General features: G+C 48.1%; 34 protein-coding genes, 1 tRNA gene, 1 pseudogene and 1 CRISPR repeat array. All 36 genes and pseudogenes read left to right on the top strand.

Going from position 1 to position 22,912, the window contains the following annotated elements:
* Nucleotides 1-16: 16 nt before the first annotated feature.
* Nucleotides 17-283, top strand: coding sequence for a DNA import protein CedA1 (gene cedA1 / locus QXU03_07005; protein MEM2171482.1), 267 nt, complete (start codon nt 17-19; stop codon nt 281-283).
* Complete coding sequence (locus QXU03_07000; protein ID MEM2171481.1) at nt 280-1,653, top strand: hypothetical protein; 1,374 nt, start codon at nt 280-282, stop codon at nt 1,651-1,653. The genes cedA1 and QXU03_07000 overlap by 4 nt, the downstream gene beginning before the upstream one ends.
* 148 nt (nt 1,654-1,801) lie before the next feature.
* Entirely contained in the window at nt 1,802-3,463 is a 1,662-nt protein-coding gene (locus tag QXU03_06995) for a DUF87 domain-containing protein (protein ID MEM2171480.1), read from the top strand.
* Between the two features lie 256 nt (nt 3,464-3,719).
* Nucleotides 3,720-4,562 (top strand): putative RNA uridine N3 methyltransferase, encoded by an 843-nt coding sequence (locus QXU03_06990; GenBank protein MEM2171479.1) that lies wholly within the window; start codon nt 3,720-3,722, stop codon nt 4,560-4,562.
* 90 nt (nt 4,563-4,652) lie between these two features.
* Nucleotides 4,653-5,846 carry a 50S ribosomal protein L3 gene (locus tag QXU03_06985; GenBank protein ID MEM2171478.1) on the top strand — a complete coding sequence of 398 codons (1,194 nt, stop codon included), beginning with the start codon at nt 4,653-4,655 and terminating at the stop codon, nt 5,844-5,846.
* A gap of 4 nt (nt 5,847-5,850) precedes the next feature.
* Nucleotides 5,851-6,678, top strand: coding sequence for a 50S ribosomal protein L4 (gene rpl4p, locus QXU03_06980; GenBank protein ID MEM2171477.1), 828 nt, complete (start codon nt 5,851-5,853; stop codon nt 6,676-6,678).
* On the top strand, nt 6,675-6,953 hold the full coding sequence (locus QXU03_06975; protein MEM2171476.1) for a 50S ribosomal protein L23: 279 nt from the start codon (nt 6,675-6,677) through the stop codon (nt 6,951-6,953). The genes rpl4p and QXU03_06975 overlap by 4 nt, the downstream gene beginning before the upstream one ends.
* A gap of 18 nt (nt 6,954-6,971) precedes the next feature.
* Nucleotides 6,972-7,688 (top strand): 50S ribosomal protein L2, encoded by a 717-nt coding sequence (locus QXU03_06970; GenBank protein ID MEM2171475.1) that lies wholly within the window; start codon nt 6,972-6,974, stop codon nt 7,686-7,688.
* Between the two features lie 132 nt (nt 7,689-7,820).
* A complete protein-coding gene (locus QXU03_06965) occupies nt 7,821-8,234 on the top strand; it encodes a 30S ribosomal protein S19 (GenBank protein MEM2171474.1) in 414 nt (137 codons plus the stop codon).
* A gap of 8 nt (nt 8,235-8,242) precedes the next feature.
* Complete coding sequence (locus QXU03_06960; GenBank protein ID MEM2171473.1) at nt 8,243-8,716, top strand: 50S ribosomal protein L22; 474 nt, start codon at nt 8,243-8,245, stop codon at nt 8,714-8,716.
* Between the two features lie 2 nt (nt 8,717-8,718).
* Nucleotides 8,719-9,378, top strand: a complete 660-nt coding sequence (locus QXU03_06955) for a 30S ribosomal protein S3 (protein ID MEM2171472.1) — start codon at nt 8,719-8,721, stop codon at nt 9,376-9,378.
* Entirely contained in the window at nt 9,375-9,575 is a 201-nt protein-coding gene (rpmC, locus tag QXU03_06950; GenBank protein MEM2171471.1) for a 50S ribosomal protein L29, read from the top strand. Before QXU03_06955 ends, rpmC begins: the two co-directional genes overlap by 4 nt.
* On the top strand, nt 9,572-9,868 hold the full coding sequence (locus QXU03_06945; GenBank protein ID MEM2171470.1) for a ribonuclease P protein subunit: 297 nt from the start codon (nt 9,572-9,574) through the stop codon (nt 9,866-9,868). The genes rpmC and QXU03_06945 overlap by 4 nt, the downstream gene beginning before the upstream one ends.
* Nucleotides 9,869-9,873: 5 nt before the next feature.
* Nucleotides 9,874-10,236, top strand: coding sequence for a 30S ribosomal protein S17 (locus tag QXU03_06940; protein ID MEM2171469.1), 363 nt, complete (start codon nt 9,874-9,876; stop codon nt 10,234-10,236).
* Nucleotides 10,236-10,664 carry a 50S ribosomal protein L14 gene (locus QXU03_06935; protein ID MEM2171468.1) on the top strand — a complete coding sequence of 143 codons (429 nt, stop codon included), beginning with the start codon at nt 10,236-10,238 and terminating at the stop codon, nt 10,662-10,664. Before QXU03_06940 ends, QXU03_06935 begins: the two co-directional genes overlap by 1 nt.
* An 18-nt stretch (nt 10,665-10,682) precedes the next feature.
* A complete protein-coding gene (rplX, locus tag QXU03_06930) occupies nt 10,683-11,099 on the top strand; it encodes a 50S ribosomal protein L24 (protein MEM2171467.1) in 417 nt (138 codons plus the stop codon).
* A 2-nt stretch (nt 11,100-11,101) separates the two neighbouring features.
* Nucleotides 11,102-11,863: a 30S ribosomal protein S4e gene (locus QXU03_06925; GenBank protein MEM2171466.1), complete on the top strand. Its 762-nt coding sequence runs from the start codon at nt 11,102-11,104 to the stop codon at nt 11,861-11,863.
* A gap of 1 nt (nt 11,864) precedes the next feature.
* The gene (locus QXU03_06920) at nt 11,865-12,428 is read left to right on the top strand and encodes a 50S ribosomal protein L5 (GenBank protein MEM2171465.1); all 564 of its coding nucleotides are present in this window, start codon (nt 11,865-11,867) and stop codon (nt 12,426-12,428) included.
* Nucleotides 12,429-12,439: 11 nt separating this feature from the next.
* Nucleotides 12,440-12,604, top strand: a complete 165-nt coding sequence (locus tag QXU03_06915; protein MEM2171464.1) for a 30S ribosomal protein S14 — start codon at nt 12,440-12,442, stop codon at nt 12,602-12,604.
* A gap of 9 nt (nt 12,605-12,613) precedes the next feature.
* Nucleotides 12,614-13,015 (top strand): 30S ribosomal protein S8, encoded by a 402-nt coding sequence (locus tag QXU03_06910; protein MEM2171463.1) that lies wholly within the window; start codon nt 12,614-12,616, stop codon nt 13,013-13,015.
* A 13-nt stretch (nt 13,016-13,028) separates the two neighbouring features.
* Entirely contained in the window at nt 13,029-13,586 is a 558-nt protein-coding gene (locus QXU03_06905; GenBank protein MEM2171462.1) for a 50S ribosomal protein L6, read from the top strand.
* The gene (locus QXU03_06900) at nt 13,583-14,002 is read left to right on the top strand and encodes a 50S ribosomal protein L32e (protein MEM2171461.1); all 420 of its coding nucleotides are present in this window, start codon (nt 13,583-13,585) and stop codon (nt 14,000-14,002) included. The genes QXU03_06905 and QXU03_06900 overlap by 4 nt, the downstream gene beginning before the upstream one ends.
* Nucleotides 14,003-14,004: 2 nt before the next feature.
* A complete protein-coding gene (locus QXU03_06895; GenBank protein ID MEM2171460.1) occupies nt 14,005-14,463 on the top strand; it encodes a 50S ribosomal protein L19e in 459 nt (152 codons plus the stop codon).
* A 15-nt stretch (nt 14,464-14,478) separates the two neighbouring features.
* Entirely contained in the window at nt 14,479-15,069 is a 591-nt protein-coding gene (locus QXU03_06890) for a 50S ribosomal protein L18 (GenBank protein MEM2171459.1), read from the top strand.
* 5 nt (nt 15,070-15,074) lie between these two features.
* Nucleotides 15,075-15,725: a 30S ribosomal protein S5 gene (locus QXU03_06885; protein ID MEM2171458.1), complete on the top strand. Its 651-nt coding sequence runs from the start codon at nt 15,075-15,077 to the stop codon at nt 15,723-15,725.
* Between the two features lie 6 nt (nt 15,726-15,731).
* Nucleotides 15,732-16,229, top strand: coding sequence for a 50S ribosomal protein L30 (locus QXU03_06880; protein MEM2171457.1), 498 nt, complete (start codon nt 15,732-15,734; stop codon nt 16,227-16,229).
* 10 nt (nt 16,230-16,239) lie between these two features.
* Nucleotides 16,240-16,698, top strand: coding sequence for an uL15 family ribosomal protein (locus QXU03_06875; protein MEM2171456.1), 459 nt, complete (start codon nt 16,240-16,242; stop codon nt 16,696-16,698).
* A gap of 120 nt (nt 16,699-16,818) precedes the next feature.
* On the top strand, nt 16,819-18,243 hold the full coding sequence (gene secY / locus QXU03_06870) for a preprotein translocase subunit SecY (GenBank protein ID MEM2171455.1): 1,425 nt from the start codon (nt 16,819-16,821) through the stop codon (nt 18,241-18,243).
* A 3-nt stretch (nt 18,244-18,246) separates the two neighbouring features.
* Nucleotides 18,247-18,705, top strand: coding sequence for a hypothetical protein (locus QXU03_06865; GenBank protein MEM2171454.1), 459 nt, complete (start codon nt 18,247-18,249; stop codon nt 18,703-18,705).
* A 70-nt stretch (nt 18,706-18,775) separates the two neighbouring features.
* The gene (locus QXU03_06860; GenBank protein MEM2171453.1) at nt 18,776-19,054 is read left to right on the top strand and encodes a 50S ribosomal protein L34e; all 279 of its coding nucleotides are present in this window, start codon (nt 18,776-18,778) and stop codon (nt 19,052-19,054) included.
* A 54-nt stretch (nt 19,055-19,108) separates the two neighbouring features.
* Nucleotides 19,109-19,636 (top strand): AAA family ATPase, encoded by a 528-nt coding sequence (locus QXU03_06855; protein MEM2171452.1) that lies wholly within the window; start codon nt 19,109-19,111, stop codon nt 19,634-19,636.
* A gap of 20 nt (nt 19,637-19,656) precedes the next feature.
* A complete protein-coding gene (locus QXU03_06850) occupies nt 19,657-19,950 on the top strand; it encodes a 50S ribosomal protein L14e (GenBank protein ID MEM2171451.1) in 294 nt (97 codons plus the stop codon).
* A gap of 55 nt (nt 19,951-20,005) precedes the next feature.
* Nucleotides 20,006-20,278, top strand: a complete 273-nt coding sequence (locus tag QXU03_06845) for a tRNA pseudouridine synthase A (GenBank protein MEM2171450.1) — start codon at nt 20,006-20,008, stop codon at nt 20,276-20,278.
* A gap of 21 nt (nt 20,279-20,299) precedes the next feature.
* Nucleotides 20,300-21,067, top strand: a pseudogene (locus QXU03_06840) (RNA-guided pseudouridylation complex pseudouridine synthase subunit Cbf5).
* A gap of 9 nt (nt 21,068-21,076) precedes the next feature.
* On the top strand, nt 21,077-21,652 hold the full coding sequence (locus tag QXU03_06835) for a methyltransferase (protein MEM2171449.1): 576 nt from the start codon (nt 21,077-21,079) through the stop codon (nt 21,650-21,652).
* Between the two features lie 13 nt (nt 21,653-21,665).
* Nucleotides 21,666-21,756 (top strand) — tRNA-Ser (locus QXU03_06830).
* Between the two features lie 116 nt (nt 21,757-21,872).
* A CRISPR array of direct repeats spans nt 21,873-22,861; the repeat unit is 24 nt; unit sequence CTTTCAGTCTTTTTTGATTGCTTC.
* Nucleotides 22,862-22,912 lie beyond the last annotated feature (51 nt).

Genomic DNA, 22,912 nt, shown 5'->3' with positions numbered 1-22,912 from the left:
TCTTAGGGTGTTTTAAATGGACCTCGTGGAGTTTGTGAAGGGCCTTATTACGATCACCGTCATAGTAGCCTGGTTCATTTTCCTATTAGCATGGGCTGTGGGCTGGCTGATCAAGGGGCTTCCTATACCGTTTCTAAGAATTAAGAAGCTGGGTGGAAGGTTCATTGAAGATGCTGTATGGGCTGCATTCTGGCTTGCAATGGGAACCACCGTTTTCGCAATAATAGCCTACATCACATCATCATTTCAAGCACCTATGCCTCAGCCCCCTCAAATGCCGTGAATGTGGGCAACATGGACTTGCTGGCACTCTCGTTTTACCTGTCCGTGTTATCGTACTGTACTGGTCTAGCTATAAGGGCGTTACCGGTACCCTTCCTTGCTATTAAGAGGCTTGGCAGGTCTCTAGTTACAGAAGGCGTGTTTTCCTGCATACTCACCTTTTCGTACAGGACCCTCTTGTACTCAATAGACTTCTTCAGCCGTCTCCTGGGATCAGACCTAGCTCTTTACACCACATGGCTTACCGAGAGGGTAGGCGTGCTCCTAGCCCTTATCGCGGTTTTAAAGGCCGTTGGAGTGCTCCTAAGTAAGCTAGGGCTTGGTTTCTTTGCCCAAGGCTTCATTAGCCAAGTAACGGGCCTCATGACGACTTCTCTGACAACCCTCATAGCGACGTCTATTGTCTACACGATCATATACTCCGCTTCCCCGTTTCTCATAGCACTCGGAATAGTACTACACGCCGTGCCCTTTAAACTAACCAGGAACATCGGGGCGACTATAATCGCCATCACGCTTGTATTCTCCGTGGGAATGCCCTTAATGCCCCTGTTTGTGAGCACGTTTTCCAACATGTCAGGGTCCCTCATTACATCAAAGAACCTCTGCACGGCGACAATAATGCTCGTGGATGCGTCGGGCACTCCCTTTGGGCAAGCCGTTATCGAAGGCTATATTGAGGATGCACTAGTTTACCGGTACAAAGTTGATGGTAAGGGTGTTCTCGTAGTTGACGAGGTGCACGGATTCCCGTGTACCGATCACGTGGCGAGATTCGATATTGCTGGTAATGGGTATTTAGTGACGCTAAGTGGCGTTACCGGTAGAAACTGGAACTTAGCTATAAGCATTCCCAACATACTAGCAATAGCCGCTAATCGCTTCATGCTATTCAACGGGTCTATCGAAGTTAAAGAGGTGCTTAGAAGCAGCGATGGAGTGGTACTCATTTTAAACGCGTCCACGGAGTCATCGGGTTTCAAGCTCTACACGGAATCCAATGACGTGTTACAAGTATACATTGACAGCGAGACCGTGACGCCCCTAGGCGTAGAGTCGCTGGATTGGTATGGTATACGTTACACGGTGTACACCTACATCCTTAAGCCTGGTAATCACCGTGTGGAGGTGTACTTAAGCTATTACTCCACGACACCCATCAACGTGGATTTATACCCTTACACGATCGCCGCGCTTGGGTTAGACCCCCTTGCACCGGAAAACTTATTGTTTTACGTAACTCGGATGTTCATCGAATTGACTGTCCTTCCACTCGTGTATATAACCATGCTTGGTGCGATTACCCTCAACGTAGCCAGGCTTCTGGGTGGAGCGTCCACCTCCATAGCGAGGATCGTGGTGAACTACTAGATGAGGCCCCGGGTCAGTGGACTGGTCCTAATAATTCTTGCTTTAAACTGCATACTCCAGTACGCCTTCACGGGAGAGCTCGCTCATGTATTCTTGTCACTGGCCTTAATCTGCGTCGTTACGTTGGTTACCAAGGTGTATAAACATAATGAAAGTTCTGAGTAAAGTAGTATCTCTACTCAGCACGATTGAGCCTAGTGTAATGCTAAGTGGCGTTAAAAAAGTAGAAATAGAGCCTCCCGACCTCGTCATCTACAAATCTAACGATGTCTTATTAGCGAGATTCCTCGTGTGCAGAGAAGTCGACTACTCGGTACACGAGTTCTCTGAAGGCGCTTTGAAAGAACTCGTAGAATCCTACATAGCACTATTAAATTCCCTACCCCAAGGAGTACACTTACACTTAGTGAAAGAAGAGCTGGATACGAGCGGCCTCCTCCACAGGATCGCTAACGAGATCTTGAACGTCCAAGCGGACCTCCACAATGTCCTAGAGGAGTCCACTAAGGTAAGGCTCAACATAAAACTTGACAGGCTAAAAGCTCTTTACACTGCTCTACTGGATGGTAAGCCGTTTACCAGGATATCGCTCGTGGTGTCTTACCGCGTTAAATCACGAAATAAAGATTCCGCTAAAAGCGTTGCTGATTACTACGAGTCCCTAATAGTGAGTAGCTTTAGCAAACATTATGGGCTCCGGTTGAGTAGAGCCGCGCGAAACGATATCGTGCAGATCCTTTTAAGCACTATTGGTCTCATGGATAAGCCCTCTATCAGCAAGGTCGAAGTGGAAGTGGAAAGAATAGCGTACATGCAACCTATGAACGTGGACGAAGCACCATCACTAGACAGGCTTATCATACTTGGCTTCGAAAAGACGAGCTCCCACCCGGTAGGGGTGAAGATCGAAGACCTGTACAGGCACGTTGCCATTATAGGGCCGACGGGACGGGGCAAGACGACACTACTATCTAGCATCATCGAGCAGATCGTCGCCGAGAACTTAGTTAATGTCGTTGTGATGGACTTCAAAGGGGACTTAAAGAAGTACCTTCCCGGTAAGGTGTTGGACTCGCTGACACCGGATAAGGCTCCAATAAACATCCTCGAGAAGCCCGCCGAGATGGAAAACGCCGATTGGAGGGCGTTAGTGGTGGAGGCCTTGGCGTACGCGAGTGGGGCTTCCAGGGAAGCGGTATTGAAGGCGCTACTGACGATTGAAAGTGAAGGTAAGCGTGGCTTTATCAACCACTACCATGTTTCCGTTTTACTACCTTTCATCGAGTTCTTGAGGAATAGGGCCGATCACAGCCTGCTGATTAGCCAGCTCGGTAAAAGCACTTTAGTAGATGTGGGTGGTTACGGTACTGTTTTTCAAAACGCATACGTGTCTATGTGCATTGGTTTAATCAGGTATTTACTGCTTAACAAAAAGGAGAAATTACAAATGATACTCGCCATAGATGACGCATGGCGTATCTTGCAGTTAAAGACGCTCACGGAAATAGTCAGAGAAGGTAGGAGCAAAGAACTGGGTGTTATAATTTCGACTCAGAGTCCTGGCGACCTCCCCGACGAGATCGCAGAGAACACGTATAACGTGGTGCTATTTGGTTCAAGAAGCAAGGAATACCTTGAAAAGGCCGAAAAGCTTATTGGTGTAAAGGGAGATCTTGCTACCCTGCTGACAAAACTCAGTATTGGGGAAGCGCTCTACGTTAACGCCCTGAAGAAGGAGGTCAAGGTAATAAAGACCTACCCCCCAACAACGCTACGAAATACATACCAAGCAAGTCGTAGCAGTAGCTAGTATGCGAATATACGCTTCGAATTACGGTAAGCACGTAAGCGGGTGCCCGCTTAAAGCTTTTAACGGCCTTTTAGGTTACACGGAATAGAGCTTAAGGTGAACGTACATATGGGTGGTAGGCAGAGGACGACTATATTTTTGATCAAGGAAACGGTGAAAAAGGAAAAGGGAGAGAGTAAAACCAAGGAAGCTAAGGAAACGAAAAAGAAGTAAAATGAAAACTAAGTATTAAAAGTGAGGGTAAAGTGCGTAATTAATGGTGGGTGAAATCACAACAGTTCTGCGCGTCGCCCTACCTACAAGCATTCTCTCGGTTGAACACGCCCTCGCGTTAAAATCCATAAGAATACACCAAGTTGCACGCTGGTCATCCATTTTCGGGGTCTATGAAGTAGTCTTCTACAAGGAGCCTTCAACAACTAGCAGGGAGTTTAAAGAGCACAAGGCTATAATAGAGGACCACTGGAAATACTTCTTCACACCGCCTTATTTAAGGAAGCAGCTAGTACCCTTTAAGCCTACATTAAAGCACGTTGGTATCTTGCCCCCAATAAGGCTTGAGATATTCAGTGTAAGTCAAAGACCCAGAGCTGGAGAGCTGCGACTAGGCTACGTGTTCAGGGATGTAGACGGTGAAGTTAAAGCGCTAGTTGGGGATAACGAGCCCTACGTAGTATTGGGTAATTGTAAACAAGACGCCGGGATACTACCAGTCATTGTGAGAAGCGAAAAAGAACGCATCGTAGAGTGCTCTAGTGAACCGGTGTATGTGGGCCCGCGGCTAGCATTCGCTAATTGCCTTAAAGAGCTGTTAGAAAGGTATAGAAAGGTATCAAAGCACCTAATAGCAACTGATAGGAAGGGTGAATACCCCAGCACAGAGCTCGTGGAAAGCATGCGTGGCTGTGACATTATGCTATTATTTGGTAGCCCTCAACACGACCTCTTCGAGATAGCTAGCCAAGAAGGGTTTGCCCTGCGCCGCTATGTGGACTACGTGTGGAACACCGTGCCACGCCAGAAAGTCGTTACCGTTAGGACGGAAGAAGCTCTCATCATAACCCTAGGCATAGTAAATGCCTTTTTAAGAGGTATTTAACTCGCGTACTGATTGAAGTATAAAAGGTTATAAATTAAGAGTAAATAGAGCGCATGGGAGTGCTTACCTAGTTGAAGTGGGTGAAGGGAATTGGGTCACAGGAAGCTGAGCGCGCCAAGACATGGAAGTCTCGGTGTAAGGCCTAGAAAAAGAGCCGAAGAGCTGACCCCTAGAATAAAGTCTTGGCCCGAGAAAAGCTGGTTCGACATATTGTTGGAGAAGTACGGCGTGGATGCTTCTAAAAAAGGAATAGCGTCGAAACCAGTACTACTCGCTTACCCGGCTTATAAAGCCGGAATGACGCACGCACTCATAGTAGAGGACAGGCCTAACACGCCGTTTACGGGCAAAGAGGTAATTACGCCCGTGACCATACTAGACGCGCCGCCAATAGTGGTGATCGGGGTTAGGGCCTACACCACAAATTACGATGGCTACTTAAAAGCCGTAGGCGAAGTTTGGACAAGCCCCGTAGACTCCGTGCTTAAGGCAACGGAACAGTTCTATGCCCGGAACCCCCTGTGGGGCATGGAACCGAAAGAAGTCGTTAAGAAGTACCTCCTTGGACTCCGAAAGGCTAACCATGGACTCGTTAAGCCCGATCCCAACGGCGAATACGGGTTCAAATTTGTACCCGAATTCAAGGAGGATGACTTCAAGAGAGTGTTCAGCGGCAATGTGGTTGACGTCCACGCGATCGTGACGACCATACCCGTGTTATCGGGAATCGGCAAGAAGAAGGTAGAGGTGCTTGAAATAAAGATTCACGGGAAGGACATCAACGAGAAACTAGAATACGCTAAGAGAATACTTGGATCGTACTTAACACCCTTTGACGTGTTCGTAGAGGGCCAGCTCGTCGACGTTATAGGCGTCACTAAGGGACACGGCTTTCAAGGCGTAGTAAAGAGGTTCGGTGTTAAGGAATTACCAAGGTGGCATAAGCATAGAAAAGGCAGTAGAAAAATAGGTACTCGCGGCCCCGCATTCACGTACTCCATGAGCGAGACTCCTCAAGCAGGACAAACGGGTTTCCACAGAAGAACCGAGTTTAACAAGAGAATACTCAAAATGAATACGAGCGGCCTCGAAGTCGTGGTTAAAGGCGGATTCTTGCACTACGGACTTGTATATGGGCCGTGCATTTTACTTAGAGGATCAGTTATAGGACCTACAAAAAGGTTACTCGTACTCAGGCACCCTATAAGACCCAGACTCGAGTGGATACCGCTCTCCGCCCCTAGGATAACGTACATTAGTCTTGAGAGTAAACAAGGTGCATGAAGCCGTGACGCGCGTTCTTACAGGTACCAGGGATCCACACTTAGAGGGGGCGAGGTTAACGGTACCAGTATACGGAGTTTTAGGGGATGTAGTCGGTGAGATGGAACTACCAGAGCTTTTCTACTACCCCATAAGAAAGGACATTATTAATAGAGCGTTCTTATCGGCATTCACAGCTATGATACAGCCCAAAGGCAGAGACCCCTTAGCCGGCAAGAGGACAACTGCGAGGTACTGGGGCGTGGGCTACGGGTTGGCGAGGGTCCCGAGACTGCCTAGTGGTGTAGCTAGGTTTGTAGTATCAGCTAGGAAAGGCCATGCCGCGTTTCCGCCGAGAACTGACCGTAGAATACACGAAGAGGTGAATAAGAATGAACGGTACATGGCGATAGTATCGGCGCTCGCTGCAACCTCCAGGATCGAACTAGTCAAGGCTAGAGGGCACGTATTTAATACTGAAAAGCTCCCTGTAGTGGTGGTTAACGAGGTCGAGGATGCGTACTCTAAGGCAAAAGACTCGAAGATCTTCCTCGAGAAAGTCGGCGTATGGGACGATATCAAGAGAAGCTATGAGAAGGTAAGGATTAGGGCTGGAAAGGGCAAAATGCGGGGTAGGAGATATGTAGAGCCTCGAAGCGTGCTCTTTATACTAACTAGCTATCGCTGCCCCTTCGCCAAGTCCGTGAGGAACTTCCCTGGAGTGGATATAGCGACACCAGGTAACCTGAGCATTCTACACCTAGCTCCGGGAGGTATTCCGGGTAGGTTAACGGTGATCACGAAGAGGGCCCTCGAAGAGCTCCTAAACAAGTATAAGGTGATGTACATATGAGCGGCGATGAGCTGGAATACTTAGCAAAGCTAATAAAACGACCGGTACAAAGTGAAAAGGCCCTATCACTTATAGATAAGCAGAACACCTTGACATTCATTACCGACATTAATGCTACAAAGCATGATATAAAGCGTGCCGTGGAGTACTTGCTTAATGTCAAGGTAGCCGAAGTCAAAACGCTGATAACCCCTAAAGGCGAGAAGAAGGCGTATGTGAAATTGCACCCCGAGTACAAGGCCACAGAAGTTGCAACAAGACTTGGTATAATGTAGGTATGAAGAGGTGTCATTATGGGTAAGAGGATTATAACTCAAAGACGCGGAAGGGGGTCGCCCACCTGGAGGACGCCAGATCACCTGCACACCGCACCGGCAAGATACCCCGCACTAGATCCCGGTAAAACCTATAGAGGAGTTGTCAGAAACCTCATTCACGATCCAGGTAGATGGGTTCCAATTGCCGAAGTTGAGCTGGAATCTGGACAGGTATTCTATATTCCTGCTGTAGAGGGCTTGTACAAGGGGCAAGTAGTACACGTTGGTCCAAATGCCACGATCGCCAATGGAAATATACTGCCTCTAGGGCTTGTACCCGAGGGTACCCAAGTGGCGAACGTGGAGAGGGTTCCTGGAGATGGAGGCAGGTATGCCAGGTCTAGTGGAACGTATGCTATCGTACTAAGTAAAACAGGTGATAAGGTGAAGGTACAACTACCTAGTGGGAAGGTTGTAGAAGTTTCGAGTAATGCCAGAGCAACCATAGGCGTAGTAGCTGGTGGTGGCAGGCTCGAAAAACCTTTACTAAAGGCCGGCGCCGCGTTCTACAAGTGGAGAGCGAAGAGCTACTGGTGGCCTAGAGTTAGAGGAGTGGCTATGAACCCTGTATCGCACCCGCATGGCGGAGGTAGGCATGTAGGAAGGCCGACAACAGTCGCTAAAACGACTCCACCTGGTCGTAAGGTCGGGCACATTGCCGCTAAAAGAACCGGTAGAAGGAAGGGTAAGTAGCCGTGTCTCCCAGCATGCTTTTTAGGCGTATAATGCTAGATATCTTCCAGTAATGTGCTTTTGGGTGGGAAGGTGTCACAGGCGTCTCAACAGCAATCTAGGCAGTACGGCTTACCCCCGCACTTACAAGATATGCCACCGGAGTGGAGAAAGTTTAAATACAAGGGTAAGGCCCTCGAAGAAATACTTAACATGTCTCTTGATGAATTTGCGCAACTACTACCCGCTAGACAAAGACGTAGCTTGTTAAGGGGCTTTACTAAAGCGCAAATAAAGCTCTTAGCGAGGGTGAGAGAAACAATTAAGAACCCGGAACTAGCCAAGAAGGCTGTAATTAAAACTCACGTGCGCGACATGATTATTTTGCCGGAAATGATCGGCTTAACATTTGCTGTTTACAATGGTAAAGAGTACGTGCAGTTTAAAGTAACGCCAGAAATGATTGGACGCCGTCTCGGAGAGTTCAGCCCTACGGTGAAGCGGGTTACTCACGGCGAGCCGGGCTTAAAGGCTACTAAGAGCAGTAGATTCGTGGCGGTAAAGTAGGTGCGATCATGCCGACCTGGCACTACTCCGTCAAGTACGCCGATGAATCTAAGATCGCGAAGGCGGTGACATTTGACGTCCCCGTATCAATAAAGTACATGCGCGAGATAGCAAGTACCATTAAGGGCATGAAGCTTCTCGAGGCGATCAGGTTTCTAGAGGACGTAAGCAAGCTTAAGCAACCCGTGCCATTTAGGAGGTATCATGGTAAAGTTAGTCATAAACGGGGATTAGCTGACAGGTTCAAGTGGCCTGCTGGCAGATACCCCGTGAAAGGCGCGAAGTATGTACTAGAACTGCTGAAAAACGTGAAAGCAAATGCTGAAAACAAGGGCCTTGATGCGAGTAAGCTGGTGATAGTGCACGTGGCTGCGCATCGAGGCATAACCATTAAGAGGTATATGCCAAGGGCGTTTGGACGTGCAACTCCCAAGTACAGGAGAACCAGCCACGTAGAAGTAATTGTAAAGGAGGTGACTTAAACGTGGTAGGCGTGGGTCCCCGTATAAAGCAGTATTTCCTCTCATACGGCTTAAAGAAGGTAGTCATTGACGAGTTCTTAGCCAACTACTTTAAAGACTCCGGCTACGCTGACGTAGAACTCTACAAAACCCCACTAGGTCACAGAGTCGTAATATATGCCGAGTATCCCGGCAGGCTCATTGGTAGAGGCGGCACCATCCTCAAGAAGATAGCGACGATCTTGCAGACTAGGTTCAGGCTTGAGAACGTCAACATAACAGTCTCGCCCGTCACCGATCCCGACCTAAACGCGAGGGTTGTGGCGTTTAGGATCGTTAGAGCGCTTGAAAAGGGCATACCGTTTAGAAGGGTCATAATGTTCATGATCCGTAGAGTGATGGAGGCCGGCGCCCTGGGTTGCGAGATCATTATTAGCGGGAAGCTACGCGGCGAGAGGGCAACCTACGAGAAGCTAAAAGCCGGTAAAGTGTACAAGGCGGGCGACCCAGTAGACTATATTGTTGATAGGGCAGTCGCAAGGGCCTTATTAAAGCCGGGCGTGTACGGCGTGGAGGTCGTGATCGTTAAGCCGGGTGTTAGGCTACCCGATCAGGTCGAGACAAAGGAGCTTTCACCAGCCGAAGTGGAGAGAATAAAGCAGGAGGTGGGTGTAGCCGGTTGAAGGCAGATGAAATACGTAGAATGAGCGTGGAAGACAGGTTGAAAAAACTCGAAGAGCTGAGACTAGAACTTGTTAAGTTGAGATTACAAGCTAAAATGGGATTACTCAAAGACACCTCTAAAATAAGAAACACCCGGAAAGACATCGCGAGAATATTCACAGTAATGAATGAAGAGAGAAGGAGAGCACCGCGTTGAACATCGGGATCAACGAACACAACATATACTTCCATGAATTGATAGGGCTTAGAGTTAAGATTTTACAGTACAGCGATACTGCATTGATAGGTTTAGAGGGACTGATAGTGGATGAAACCCTTAAAACGCTTGTAATAGAGAAACGTAACCGTGAAAGGGTGAGGGTCTTTAAGGCCAACGCCGTATTCGAGGTCACGCTTCCCAGTGGCGGAAAAGTAGTTATTAAGGGTATTGACATTATTGGGAGACCATGGGATAGGCTCAAGAAGGTGCTTTCAGCTAGAAGAAGGTGAGCTTCGTGAGTGTACCTGGAAGGGTCAAAAACATAGGTATACCGGGAATCAACCCGCCGGAGAGGGAGTGTAATGACCCGAAGTGTCCGTGGCACGGGCATTTGAAAATAAGAGGTACCATACTAAGAGGCGTAGTCGTGAAAAGGAGAATGCAAAGGGCCGTTGTTGTAAGGCACGAGTACCTACACTACATTCCAAAGTACATGAGGTATGAACGTAGAAGAAGAAACATACGCGCAAGGCTACCCCCGTGCATTGACATCAAAGAAGGTGACGAGGTAATAATCGGGGAGACCAGACCCTTAGCTAAGACAATATCTTTTGTGGTGCTCGGTGTCGTTAAAAGGAGCGGTGGGGGTGGTGGGTAATGGGTGCAAAGCGCGCCGTAGCGGGTAAGCCTGCTTACTCGAGGAGACACATAAACACGGGGCTACAGGTATCTTCTACAGTAAAAGTAGCCGATAATAGCGGCGCGAAAGAAGTAATGATCGTTGGCGTTCCGGGGTACAAAGGTAAGCTGAGGAGAGTGCCGTGCGCTGGCGTCGGAGACCTAGTTGTTGTAAGCGTAAAGAAAGGCACTCCTGAGATGAGGAAGAAGGTGTTCAAGGCAATTATCATTAGGCAGAGAAGACCGTACAGGAGGCCTGATGGTACGTGGGTAGCATTTGAGGACAATGCCGTGGTAATACTGACGCCTGAAGGCACGCCTAAGGGCACGGAAATACGAGGTCCCGTGGCTAGAGAAGCGGCTGAACGGTGGCCTCCAGTCGCGAACCTGGCATCGATAATAATATAGCTTATCGGGCGAGATGTCATGCCTTTAAGGGTTTCCACTAAACCTTCCCTTCAGAGAAAACAGCTTTACAGCATGCCTTTACATCTTAGACATAAGTTATTCAATGCAAGGCTTTCAAAGGAGCTGGAGGAAAAGTACGGTATTAAGCGGCTTCCAGTGAGAGTTGGCGATGTTGTGAGAATTACAAGAGGTGATTTTACGGGACATGAAGGTAAAGTCGTGAAAGTAAACTTAAAACGCGTGAGGATATTCGTAGAAGGCGTACAGATGAAGAAAGCTGATGGAACACCGGTGTACTACCCGGTACACCCAAGCAAGGTCATGATCGTCAAGCTCGACACCTCCGATAAGCATAGATTAAAAATCATTGAAAGGCGGAAGAAGTCTCAAGTGGTGAGCGCTCTCGAAGAAGGCACAAAGGAGGGCGGTGAGTGACCGTGGCTAGGATGGGCAGTAGTAGGCACTTAAAGGCGCTGGTAGCGCCGGCGTTCTGGCCCATTCTCAGAAAGGAATATAAATGGGCAGTTAAACCGTCGCCAGGACCACACCCCATTGAGAGGTGCATTCCACTATTAATCCTCGTACGTGATGTGTTGAAGTACGCTAAAACGGGGCGCGAAGTACGGAAGCTGGTTGCCGAGGGCCATTTTAAAGTTGATGGGAAGGTTCGAAGAAACTACAAGTTTCCAGTTGGACTAATGGACGTAGTGGAGATCCCGAAAACGGGGGAGTCATTCCGGTTAGTACCGGTTCCCACCAAGGTTTTAGGACTAGTCAGAATAACCCCTGAGGAAGCTAAGACTAAGCCTTGCAGAATAGAGAACAAAGTCACGGTGAAAGGGGGGCACATTCAGTTAAATCTCCACGACGGTAGAAATGTCCTAGTTAAAGTATCGGATCCTAAAAACCCCGTGGAGGACATCTATGAGCCGCTCGGCGTGGTGGTCCTCTCACTAGAGGATAATAGAATACTCGAGTACATTCCGCTGGAAAAGGGCGTGATCGCCATAGTATCGGGCGGTAGGAACGTTGGTAGAGTTGGTAGAGTCGTGGAGATTATCCCGGGTGCTTTGAAGAAAAGAAAGTATATTGTAACACTCGAAGACAGGTTTGGCAACCTCTTCCAGACAAGCCTAGAATACGTTTTCCCCATAGGCAGAGAAAAGCCTGTAATAACATTACCTGAAGGGGCATGGTGAAATGCTCGCCCTCCAACTCGAAACCGAGAACGAGATCCTCAAGAAGTGGGAAGAAAACCCCATGCTAGCGCCTAGACTCGCCAAGGTAACCGTTAACGTGAGCGTGGGCTCGGACATCGAGAGGTTAAAGAAAATAGCAAGCACTCTCGAAGAATTAACGGGACAGAAGCCGTCTTTTCGAAGAGCCAAGAGGACAATAAAGGAATTCGGTATTAAGAAAGGAGAGTACATAGCTGTTAAGGTAACGCTTAGGAAGGAGCCCGCTGAAGCCTTCCTGAAAAAGGTCCTAGACGCTGTGGGCTTTAGGTTAAAGGCGAGTAGCTTTGACGAGTTGGGGAACGTGTGTTTTGGCGTAGAGGAGCACATTCGAATCCCGGGAGTTAAGTACGATCCGGAGGTTGGAATATTCGGAATGGACGTATGCATAACCATCGAGAGGCCCGGTTACCGGGTAATGAGAAGGCGCCGAGCAAGGTCCCATATACCTCGAAGGCACAGGGTAAACAAGGCAGAAGCGATGGTTTTGCTTAAAAAGCTTTTTGGAGTTGAAATAGTTGAATCGTAGGGTGCGTGCTTATGGCTAAATTCAAGCCACCTAAAGTGTATAGGCATGGACGCGGAGTACAAGAATGCCAAAGGTGCGGGTCAAAGGACGCCGTAATACAAGCATACAACCTTTACCTCTGTAGACAGTGTTTTAGAGAAATCGCGCACACTATGGGCTTTAGAAAATATAACTAAGGGGATACCATGGTGGTCATGGATACACTTGCAAACCTGCTCTCAGCAATATACAATGCCGAGTCAAGAGCCAAGAAGGAGGTAATAACATGGCCTGCATCCAAGCTAATACTAAATGTACTCAAAGTCCTACAGAAAGAAGGTTATATCGGAGAGTTTGAGTACATCGACGACGGTAGATGGGGTAAGATACGGATACAGCTACTAGGGCGAATAAACAAGGTAGGGGTGATCAAGCCTAGGTTCCCAGTAAAGTACAAGGACCTCGTGAACCCACCGCACTGGCTAAGAAAGTACCTGCCTGCCTACAACATTGGAATCCTAATAATATCGACTCCTCAAGGCGTCCTATCCCACAGAGAGGCTATTCAGAGGAAAATAGGTGGTATTCTCTTAGCGTACTGTTACTAAGCAGGTGTAGTTCATGGTCAAGGCTCTGCACGTTAGTAAAACCGTTAAAATACCTCCGGGAGTAAGCGTTGAGGTGAACGGTTTACATGTTAAGGTAAAGGGACCTAAAGGAGAACTTGAAAAAGACTTTAGCCACGCGAGAGGAATTCTAATTATGGTTAGAGAAGATAACGAGATCGTCGTTGAGGCTCATAGAGCGGATAGAAAGCTCAAAGCCTTGGTCGGAACGACGGCTGCGCACATAGAAAACATGATTGTTGGCGTAACAAAGGGCTTCAGGTATAAGCTGAAAATCGTGTACTCGCACTTTCCAATCACCATCATCGTCGACGAGAAGAACAGGGTAGTGCGGATTAGGAACTTCCTCGGGGAAAGGGCAGACCGGATCGCCAGAATACACGGTAACGTAAGCGTACGAGTAGAGGGGAACGACGTAGTCGTCGAAGGCATAGACATCGAAGAGGTGGGCTTAACGGCTGCCTCAATTGAACGTGCTACTAAGATAAAGGACCTCGATAGGAGGATCTTTGCCGATGGGATATACATATACGAGCGGGGTGTCACGGAATGAGCACCCAGGTGGATAAGTACTTCGAGTGGTACTTGAAACTAAGAGAAGAAATGAAGCGAAGAAGACCAGAGTTCTTGAGGCACCTCTGGTGGAAAAAACCAAAGTTTAAGAACGAGCCCAAGTGGCGTAAACCGAAAGGTATAGATAACAAGATGAGGTTGCAACTCAAAGGTTATCCGCCAATAGTGAAAGTGGGCTATCGGGGACCAAGGATAGTACGTGGTTTACACCCCCAGGGAGCGATGCCGGTAGTCGTGAACTCTGTTAGCGACCTCTCAAAATACGATCCGGCAAAGCACATCATATACATCGGTAGGAGTGTTGGTATTAAAAAAGCACTTGAAATCTATAAAGTGGCTACTGAAAGAGGATTTCGGGTGGCTAACCCATTCAAGCCACTAGTCAAGGGTGCTTAACGGTGACCGATGTATCGTTACAGAAAAAATTAGCGGCTAAGTTGCTGGGAGTCGGCATTTCGAGGATCAGGATAGACCCGGAGAGAGTTAACGACGTAGCTCAAGCAATTACGAGAAGGGATGTGGAGAGGTTGATAGAAGAAGGTGCTATATGGGTTGAACCAGAGCACGGCTTAACCGGGTATAGCTCCAAAATTAGGCACCTCAAGAGGAAAAGAGGGCATAGACGGGGTCAAGGCAAGCGCGAAGGGAGTAAGGATGCCAGAGCGTCCTCGAAGAGATCATGGATTAATAGAATTAGAAAGATGAGGACCTTCTTGAAGTACCTGCGTGACAAGAATATCATTGACGGGAAGACCTATAGGAGGCTTTACGCGCTCACCAAGGGAGGGCACTTCAGCTCCTTTACTTCGCTAAAGTTATACCTCAAAGAGCATGGAATAGTTAAAGACTTGAAGTAAAGCCGGTGACCGTGAATGGCGAAAGGCCCTAGATACAGGGTTCCAAAAAGACGTAGACGAGAAGGCAAAACAAATTACCATAAGAGGTACGTGATGGTTTTATCTGGCCATCCCAGGTTCGTAGTAAGGAAAACTAACAAGTACATATGGGTGCAGGTAATGGTATTCAGGCCCGAAGGAGACCATACGGTGGCTGCCGCGCACTCGAGGGAGCTTGTCACGAAGTTCGCATGGAAAGGAGGGACGTCGAATACTTCTGCAGCCTACTTAACGGGTCTTCTTGCAGCTCTTAGAGCCCTTCAAAAAGGCATTAAATACGCCGTCCCGGATGTCGGTTTACATAAGCCCGTTAAAGGCTCGGTGGTGTTTGCAGCAATAAAAGCAGCTAACGACGCGGGGCTTAAAGTCCCGGTTAACGGGAACGTTACCCCTTCACCTGACAGGATATGTGGTAAACACGTAGCTGAGTACGCGCACATGCTCAAGGAGAAAGGCGCCTTGGAGACTAGATTTTCGGAATACCTTAAACGCGGCCTTGACCCCGAGAAACTACCTGAACACTTTGAAGAAGTAAAAAACGCGATTCTTAAGGCTTATGGTGGGTGAGGTTTATGTCTTATTCGCCCATGCCCGCGATCGATAAACAAGCACTTGAAAAGTGGGTTCCACGCACGAAAACCGGCAGGCTTGTCTTAGAGGGTAAGGTGACTAGTCTACGTGATGTGTTTGAAAAGAACCTGCCACTACTAGAGCCCGAGATCGTCGACTACTTATTACCAAGCCTCAAGTATGTTCGAATAGACGCGAAAATCGTGCAGAAAATGACTGATGCTGGTAGGAGGTCTAAGTTTCAGGTTGTCGTGGTAGTAGGTGACGAAAACGGTTTTGTAGGTATAGGTATAGGTAAGGCGAAACAGTACACAGAAGCGCTGGCTAAGGCAGTAAGAGATGCAAAGCTGAACATCGCACCCGTAAGGCGTGGTTGCGGGAGCTGGGAATGCAGGTGTAGTGAACTGCATTCCCTCCCATTCATGGTCATGGGTAAGTCTGGTAGCGTGAAGATATTACTAAAACCGGCACCTCGTGGTACGGGCCTAGTAGTTGGTGACATCGCTAAAGTAGTTTTACGCTTAGCTGGTATAAGAGATGTGTGGTCCGAAACATTTGGTGAGACGAGAACTACGCTCAACTTTGCAAAAGCAGTCATAGAAGCCCTTCATAACACTTATAGGTTCGTAACTCCGGCCGACTGGAGTCGGTGACCCGCCGTGAGTGCAGCGCCTATATATGCAATAGTGAGAATACGCGGTCAGGTTAACTGTCCATACGATGTAGAGTACACGCTAAAGTTACTGAGGCTACACAGGAAATACCACTGCGTCCTATACCCGGCAAGCATGCCGGGGCTTGAAGGTATGTTAAAAAAGGTAAAGGACTGGGTTACGTGGGGTGAAGTTAATAGGGATACCTTAATACAACTACTGTACGCTAGAGGGCGTGCATCTAGGAATAGAAAACTGACTGATGAGTATGTAGATGAAAAACTAGGACACCTGGGAATAAGGGGGGGCATACCAGCGCTTGCAGATGCGATTTTATATGGCAAGGTAATGCTACACAAGATAGATAACATCGTGAAACCAGTATTCAGATTACACCCCCCGAGACGGGGGTTCAAGGGATCCGTTAGGAGGCTCTACGAGCAGAACGGGGAAACAGGATATAGGGGGATCGCAATAAATGACCTAATTAAGCGCATGCTCTAAGGTGGTTTACATGGTCATACGCAGAGAGAAGAAATCACGTAAATTACGGGGTAGAACGCGTACAATGGGCTGGGGTAGGGTAAGCCAACATAGGAAGAGCGGTTCAAGAGGGGGGTTTGGCGCTGTTGGTTTTCACAAACATAAATGGATATGGGTGATCAAGTACGCCCCGAACTGGTACGGCAAGCACGGATTCCGAAGCGTGCAGCAATTAAAGCGGAAAACGAGAGCTGTGAACGTTGGGGAATTAAATGAGCTTGCACTAGACATGCTTGCGAAAAATGTTGCCATTAGAGAGGGAGGATTCGTAGTGATGAACACCATTGAGCTAGGTTACGATAAGGTTCTGGGCAGGGGTAGGGTGACAGTGCCGCTGAAACTGATCGTCAAAGAGATTTCAGAAACGGCTAAGCGAAAGGTTGAAGCTGCCGGCGGCGTCGTGGTCTCATCTGGAGAACCGAGTAAATAGGCTTAATCCATTCTCGTACTGATGCCTTATTCTGCGACTTAATTAACCTCTTAAACATTCTAATAATTCAGCCGCTAGTACTGCGGGAACCCCTAAAAATCTGCGCACAGGTGTGATTGCATGGGACTATTGAAAATCATGGCGGATGCGGCGAAGTACGTCCCGAGCGCGCCAAGGCCCACACGGCGAGTACCACTACACGAAAGGCTTCTATGGACTCTTCTAGCATTAATAGCATACTTGTTGATGGCGCACACCCCGCTCTATGGCATCAGCCAGACCGCGCCTGAACAATTCATGATTCTACAAGTAGTATTTGCCGCGCACAGCGGCACGTTAATGGAGCTTGGGATCGGGCCGATCGTCACGGCGGGCTTAGTTATGCAGATCCTCGCCGGAGCTAAGCTCATAGACCTAGACTTGACGGACCCGGAGGACAGGAAGATCTTCACGGGAGCCCAGAAAACCCTCGCACTGGTCCTCGCAGCTGTGCAAGCAGCAATGTACGTCCTAGCATGCAGGTACTGGCCGTTCAGGGGCAACCCGATAACGTACTGCACAGCCGGGTGGCACTTGAGGGTCATCGTGGCGTTGCAACTATTTGTTGCGTCTATTTTCATAATAATGCTGGATGAGATGATCCAGAAGGGTTGGGGTCTGGGGTCTGGGGTTTCGTTGTTCATTTTGGCTGGCGTCGCGACAACGGTATTCTGGAACATATTCAGCCCCTTGCAAAGCAACGGCGTGTACATAGGCTTCGTACCCTATGCAGTAAACGTTATTGCAAATAATGGCGGCGTATCTAACATTGTTGTCAGACCTGGTGGAAGGGACTTAGTGGGCTTAATAGCCACGTTTGCAGTAGCCTTCATACTAGTTTACTTGAGTAGCATTAGAATAGAAATACCGATAACCTCTCCGAGGCTGTACACGATTAAGAGCAAGATACCATTACAATTCCTCTACGTAACCAATATACCAGTACTTTTCATTGGAATACTCTACTCTAACATGATAGTGTTCGCAACAATGATAAGGACTTACTTGAGCGGCATAGTACCAGGTAGCCTCGTTGACATGCTAGCAGTGTACGATGAGAACGGCAGGCTGGTGGGAGGATTAGCGTACTATCTGGCGTCTCCACACGGCTTACTCAACGCACTCTCGGATCCAAGGCACCTGATCATATACAGCGTGTTAGTGTTGGTACTCGCCATAATCTTCGGCTTGCTATGGGTAGAGGTGGCCGGTTTAAACCCTGCCAATCAAGCACAGCAATTAATAGAAAGCGGCTTCGAGGTCCCGGGCTTTAGAAAGAACCCCAAGATACTTGAACAGATACTCGCCAAGTACATATACCCCTTAACGGTCCTTTCATCGATCATAGTGGCGCTAATAGCAATAATCTCCGACATCCTCGGCGCCTATGGCAGTGGTACGGGGCTCTTACTAGCTGTAGGAATCCTGCAACAGTACTACGCATTAATAGCATATGAGAGGACGCTAGAATCCTACCCGCTACTAAGGAGGATTATCGGAGAGTAGCCTATGGTAACGCTTTTAATAGTCGGTATAGTCGTGGCGTTTGCCTTCCTCTACATCGCGACTTTTAGACTGATCAAGAGGACCCGCTTTTACCGGGACATAGAGGTATTACACGAGCAAGCCCTCAAAGTTCCTAGTAAGGTCAAGACCAAGGGTGATGTTAGGAGGCTTAAAAAGTACCAGCCCCACCTCAAAATGTTCAAGAGGAGAATGTTTTCCCTAATGTTGCTGAACATGGCAATATTCATGGCCACGTACGCCTGCATGCTCGTGGTGGTGATCGCGATCATCAACTCGCTTTCCACATACTCTATAGACTCACCAGTTTCTATTCCTCTTTTCAGCGCTTACGACAAGGAGCAGGGGAAAGTGCAGGTTTACGTACACGCGCTATTATTACTGGCCCTCGCGCTGGTGAGCTACCCCATATCCAAGGAAATGAAGGTGGGGAGGCCTTCATAGCTGGAGGTATTTAAAGGTTTTACATCATTAGAGCAGTAAGACCGGGAATACTGAGCTCGGCGTGTTCGCCATGCCGCGCCCCATGCATAGGGCAAGGACTTGGAGGCGTATAAAGAAGCGTACACCGGGAGCTAGCTTAACGCTACACTACGAAAAGAGAAAGGCCGGTAAGGCAAAGTGCGCAATTTGCGCTACTGAACTACATGGAGTACCTGCCTTAAGACCGTATCAGATGGGCAAGCTAGCGAAAACCGAGAAAAGGCCTGAAAGACCCTACGGGGGGGTAATCTGCCCTAATTGCCTCGCAAGGGGGATCAGAGAGGCGGTTAGGGCCTCATTGAAACACTAGCATTCAACCACTAAATAGACTTTTCGTAGACAACCTCTGCTAGGGGGTCTTGACTTGGTTAGAATAGTCATTAGTGGTCCCCCGGGGAGCGGTAAGACCACGCAAGCGAACATCATCGCAGAGCACTACCACCTAAAGCACTTCTCTGCGGGGAGAATATTCCGAGAAGTGGCTAAACAAAGAGGTTTAACGATCGAGGAGCTAAGCGTCGTGGCTTTAAATGACCCTTCAATAGACTTAGAGGTCGATAGGAGAACCTACGAGGCTGCTAGGGAGGACAACGTCGTTATAGACGGTCACTTGGCGGCGTGGATCGTGGACGATATCGTGGACTTCAGAATATACGTTACAGCCCCATTAATTCTACGAGTTCTCAGAATAGCGTCCAGAGATGGCGTCCCCTTGGAAAAAGCGCTAAAAGAAACAGTAACTAGGGAGAACACTCAGAGGAGGAGGTTCATGGAGTTTTACGGGATAGACGTGAATGACTTATCAATTTTCGACCTCGTAATCAACACGAAGCGCATTGGTATTAAAGAAACATTCGAAATTATTAAAAAAGCCCTAGAAAATAGACTATAAGAGCACGCAGGGGGTGCGTCATGCCTGCAGTGGAGATCGGTAGGATATGCGTAAAGGTGGCGGGTAGAGAAGCGGGCAGGAAGTGCGTAATTGTGGACATAGTAGATGAAAACTTCGTACTGATAACAGGGCCTAAAGCGCTAAGTGGTGTGAAAAGACGGCGAGTAAACATAAAGCACATTGAACCGACGGACAAGGTTATAAGGATACCGAGAGGCGTGAGTGACGAGGAAGTGGTGAAAGCGATCGAAGAAGCGGGCTTAGTGGACTTCATGAAGGAGGTCGTGAAGCCGAAGCTCTCGCCGTTAAGATAGAGCATACAATGCACGGGTTTTTCCTTGAAACCGGTCACCATTCAGGTGTTCTCCTATGGGCCTCGAGGACAGGGGTATTGCTTTTTTGAACAGGATTGCGGAAAAAGCCGGTTACATGAACGAGTGGGTCAAGGTAAGGGAAGCCGAAACAAGCCCCGACTACGGTACTTTGCCGTACGAGAGGAAAATAGAAGACCATATAAATCACGGAGTTATTAACTTGGATAAACCACCTGGACCTACAAGTCACGAGGTTGTTGCATGGGTTAAAAGAATATTCAATGTACCCAGAGCCGGGCATGGGGGTACCCTAGAGCCCAGGTCCTAAGGGCGGGGAAACCCCAAAGTAACCGGCGTGCTACCGGTAGGTCTCGTCCACAGTACCAAGGTAATTAGCAGTGTCATACACAGCGTTAAAGAGTATGTAATGGTTGCGCAACTACACGAGAACGTTCCAAGAAGCAGGATCGAAGAGGTGGTGGAACTATTCAAGGGCCGTATATACCAGAAGCCCCCCGTGAGGTCGAGCGTTAAGAGGGTAATAAGAACCAAGACCATTTACGATATTGAAATTGTCGACGTGCAGGACAAGTACTTGCTATTGAGGGTTGTCTGCGATCCGGGAACGTACATGAGGAAGCTCGCACACGATATTGGATTGGTATTGGGCATAGGTGCACATATGAGAGAGCTCAGGAGGACCAGGACAGGCCCCTTTAGGGAGGACGACACACTGACGACTCTCCAGGAGGTGAGCGAGGCCGTTTACCTATGGAAGACCTCGGGAAACGAGAAGTACCTCAGGAAAATAGTATTACCCGTTGAGGTGTCGACAGCGCACTTACCCAAGATAATAATACTAGACACGGCCGTGGGTGCTGTTGCGCACGGAGCAGACTTGGCAGCGCCCGGAGTTGCAATGCTAACGAAGAACGTTGAAGTGGACAATACCGTCGCCATGTATACACTTAAAGGAGAGCTCGTAGCGCTTGGAAAGGCGCTTAGAAGCGCCGAGGAGATAGCTAAGATGGATAAGGGGCTCGTCGCTAAGACCACTAGGGTGATAATGCCGCGTAATGTGTACCCTAAAACCTGGAAGACTAAAAACGCTAACTAGTGGCACATAATGCACTACTTCAAGAAGACGCCGGGTAAGCGAGTTTTAATTCCACTAGTTATACACGGCGTTTCACTACAGTTCGTATCTTACACAAGCCTATTCTCCGGCTCATCGGTGGATGAGGGAACACTACTTCTACTCGAAAACATAAAGATGCCTGAGGAAGGAGTAGTCCTGGATGTTGGTTGCGGTTACGGCATTATAGGTATCACGATTGCGAGGCTTAATTCGAAACTAAGGGTGTACATGACCGACATAAATCCCCTCGCGGTTAGGGTTTCCAAGCTTAACGCTAAAATAAATAATGTTGGTGAGAGGGTTACAGTGCTCGAAGGTGACAGATACGACCCCGTAAAAGGTATACTTTTCAACGGAATATACTCAAACCCCCCGCTATCAGCCGGTATGAAAGTGGTAGAAGACATAGTACTTGGCGCAAAAGAACACCTCACTAAAGATGGTTTCGCACAATTCGTAATTGCTAAAGGAGGCAAGTATCTCGCGGAAAGGGCAAAGAAAGTATACAGCTACGTGGAGGCTATGAGTAAAAAAGGTTATATCCTCCTGTACTTAAAACCATAATCCGGGAAAACGTGCCGGGGTGCCCGAGCGGCCTAAGGGGCTGGCCTTGAGAGCCAGTGGGGATATCACTCCCCGCGCGGGTTCAAATCCCGCCCCCGGCGCCACCCCTCATAAACACCCAAGTGTATGCCGATAACTCACCTCAACGAGATCGCGTGAAGCTCACGATATCCTCCACGGGACCAATATACTCGTCTCGGTGATAAAATAGTAATCTTACCTTTCAGCCTTTTTTAATTGCTTCTTCGAGCTACTGAGACCGTCGCAGGTATGACTTTCAGTCTTTTTTGATTGCTTCACGCCAAGAGACACGGTCTGCTCTTACCCAAGATGATGCGCAAAGTAGCATGGACTTTCAGTCTTTTTTGATTGCTTCGCCGTCAATGCGCCAGCAGACATTGAACCACTAGCAATCACTATTCTCACAACCTTTCAGTCTTTTTTGATTGCTTCACATGTTCTTGTATTTAACGATTAATAGTGGATATATATGATATTTTCCACTTTCAGTCTTTTTTGATTGCTTCACCGAATCACCTTGATCTCATTGTAGTAAGAGTATTCGACGGTTACGACACCTTTCAGTCTTTTTTGATTGCTTCGGTACACAAAAACATATGCTGGAGTAGAGCTATCGCCACACAGGATCAGCTTTCAGTCTTTTTTGATTGCTTCACGGTCATGAACCCCTTTGGAGTGAGGTAGAGGTCGGTGAATTTGTATAGTTCAGGCTTTCAGTCTTTTTTGATTGCTTCACATTTTTTAAACAATCCTCATGCCTTTCCTCCTCTCTAGTAAAACCGAACTTTCAGTCTTTTTTGATTGCTTCAGACCGCGTAGAGGAGGCTTGGATAGAGGTGTTATCCGCTGTGTTCGCTCAAGCAGCTTTCAGTCTTTTTTGATTGCTTCAGAGGTGTGCATTGACGCCAAGTACGTCGAAGTCAACGCCAGCAATGTAGAACTTTCAGTCTTTTTTGATTGCTTCGAAGACAGATCTGTACGTCTTCGACGCTGAAACTATCCGTACTTCTCTACTCTTTCAGTCTTTTTTGATTGCTTCGCGTAGACCACGCACGCTGATATCAAGTACTCTCTCGTGGAGTGGATGACTTTCAGTCTTTTTTGATTGCTTCAGTCAAGATAATTACTAGAGATAACGTTGAGTGCGCATTCGTTTTCGTGTATCTTTCAGTCTTTTTTGATTGCTTCTCGTGTCGAGTGAGAAAACTGATAGAGACGGCTTCTACAGGCACGTATTTC

It is taken from the genome of Desulfurococcaceae archaeon (assembly GCA_038845865.1).
Classification (GTDB): domain Archaea; phylum Thermoproteota; class Thermoprotei_A; order Sulfolobales; family Desulfurococcaceae; genus UBA285.
This window is presented reverse-complemented; position numbering and strand designations above follow the sequence as displayed.

Bases quoted from the DNA above. Each gene is read 5' to 3' on its own strand.
- cedA1 (MEM2171482.1), top strand. From the start codon at position 17: ATGGACCTCGTGGAGTTTGTGAAGGGCCTTATTACGATCACCGTCATA.
- QXU03_06995 (MEM2171480.1), top strand. From the start codon at position 1,802: ATGAAAGTTCTGAGTAAAGTAGTATCTCTACTCAGCACGATTGAGCCT.
- QXU03_06990 (MEM2171479.1), top strand. From the start codon at position 3,720: ATGGTGGGTGAAATCACAACAGTTCTGCGCGTCGCCCTACCTACAAGC.
- QXU03_06975 (MEM2171476.1), top strand. From the start codon at position 6,675: ATGAGCGGCGATGAGCTGGAATACTTAGCAAAGCTAATAAAACGACCG.
- QXU03_06970 (MEM2171475.1), top strand. From the start codon at position 6,972: ATGGGTAAGAGGATTATAACTCAAAGACGCGGAAGGGGGTCGCCCACC.
- QXU03_06965 (MEM2171474.1), top strand. From the start codon at position 7,821: ATGCCACCGGAGTGGAGAAAGTTTAAATACAAGGGTAAGGCCCTCGAA.
- QXU03_06960 (MEM2171473.1), top strand. From the start codon at position 8,243: ATGCCGACCTGGCACTACTCCGTCAAGTACGCCGATGAATCTAAGATC.
- QXU03_06935 (MEM2171468.1), top strand. From the start codon at position 10,236: ATGGGTGCAAAGCGCGCCGTAGCGGGTAAGCCTGCTTACTCGAGGAGA.
- rplX (MEM2171467.1), top strand. From the start codon at position 10,683: ATGCCTTTAAGGGTTTCCACTAAACCTTCCCTTCAGAGAAAACAGCTT.
- QXU03_06920 (MEM2171465.1), top strand. From the start codon at position 11,865: ATGCTCGCCCTCCAACTCGAAACCGAGAACGAGATCCTCAAGAAGTGG.
- QXU03_06915 (MEM2171464.1), top strand. From the start codon at position 12,440: ATGGCTAAATTCAAGCCACCTAAAGTGTATAGGCATGGACGCGGAGTA.
- QXU03_06910 (MEM2171463.1), top strand. From the start codon at position 12,614: ATGGTGGTCATGGATACACTTGCAAACCTGCTCTCAGCAATATACAAT.
- QXU03_06905 (MEM2171462.1), top strand. From the start codon at position 13,029: ATGGTCAAGGCTCTGCACGTTAGTAAAACCGTTAAAATACCTCCGGGA.
- QXU03_06900 (MEM2171461.1), top strand. From the start codon at position 13,583: ATGAGCACCCAGGTGGATAAGTACTTCGAGTGGTACTTGAAACTAAGA.
- QXU03_06890 (MEM2171459.1), top strand. From the start codon at position 14,479: ATGGCGAAAGGCCCTAGATACAGGGTTCCAAAAAGACGTAGACGAGAA.
- QXU03_06885 (MEM2171458.1), top strand. From the start codon at position 15,075: ATGTCTTATTCGCCCATGCCCGCGATCGATAAACAAGCACTTGAAAAG.
- QXU03_06875 (MEM2171456.1), top strand. From the start codon at position 16,240: ATGGTCATACGCAGAGAGAAGAAATCACGTAAATTACGGGGTAGAACG.
- secY (MEM2171455.1), top strand. From the start codon at position 16,819: ATGGGACTATTGAAAATCATGGCGGATGCGGCGAAGTACGTCCCGAGC.
- QXU03_06865 (MEM2171454.1), top strand. From the start codon at position 18,247: ATGGTAACGCTTTTAATAGTCGGTATAGTCGTGGCGTTTGCCTTCCTC.
- QXU03_06860 (MEM2171453.1), top strand. From the start codon at position 18,776: ATGCCGCGCCCCATGCATAGGGCAAGGACTTGGAGGCGTATAAAGAAG.
- QXU03_06850 (MEM2171451.1), top strand. From the start codon at position 19,657: ATGCCTGCAGTGGAGATCGGTAGGATATGCGTAAAGGTGGCGGGTAGA.
- QXU03_06845 (MEM2171450.1), top strand. From the start codon at position 20,006: ATGGGCCTCGAGGACAGGGGTATTGCTTTTTTGAACAGGATTGCGGAA.
- QXU03_06835 (MEM2171449.1), top strand. From the start codon at position 21,077: ATGCACTACTTCAAGAAGACGCCGGGTAAGCGAGTTTTAATTCCACTA.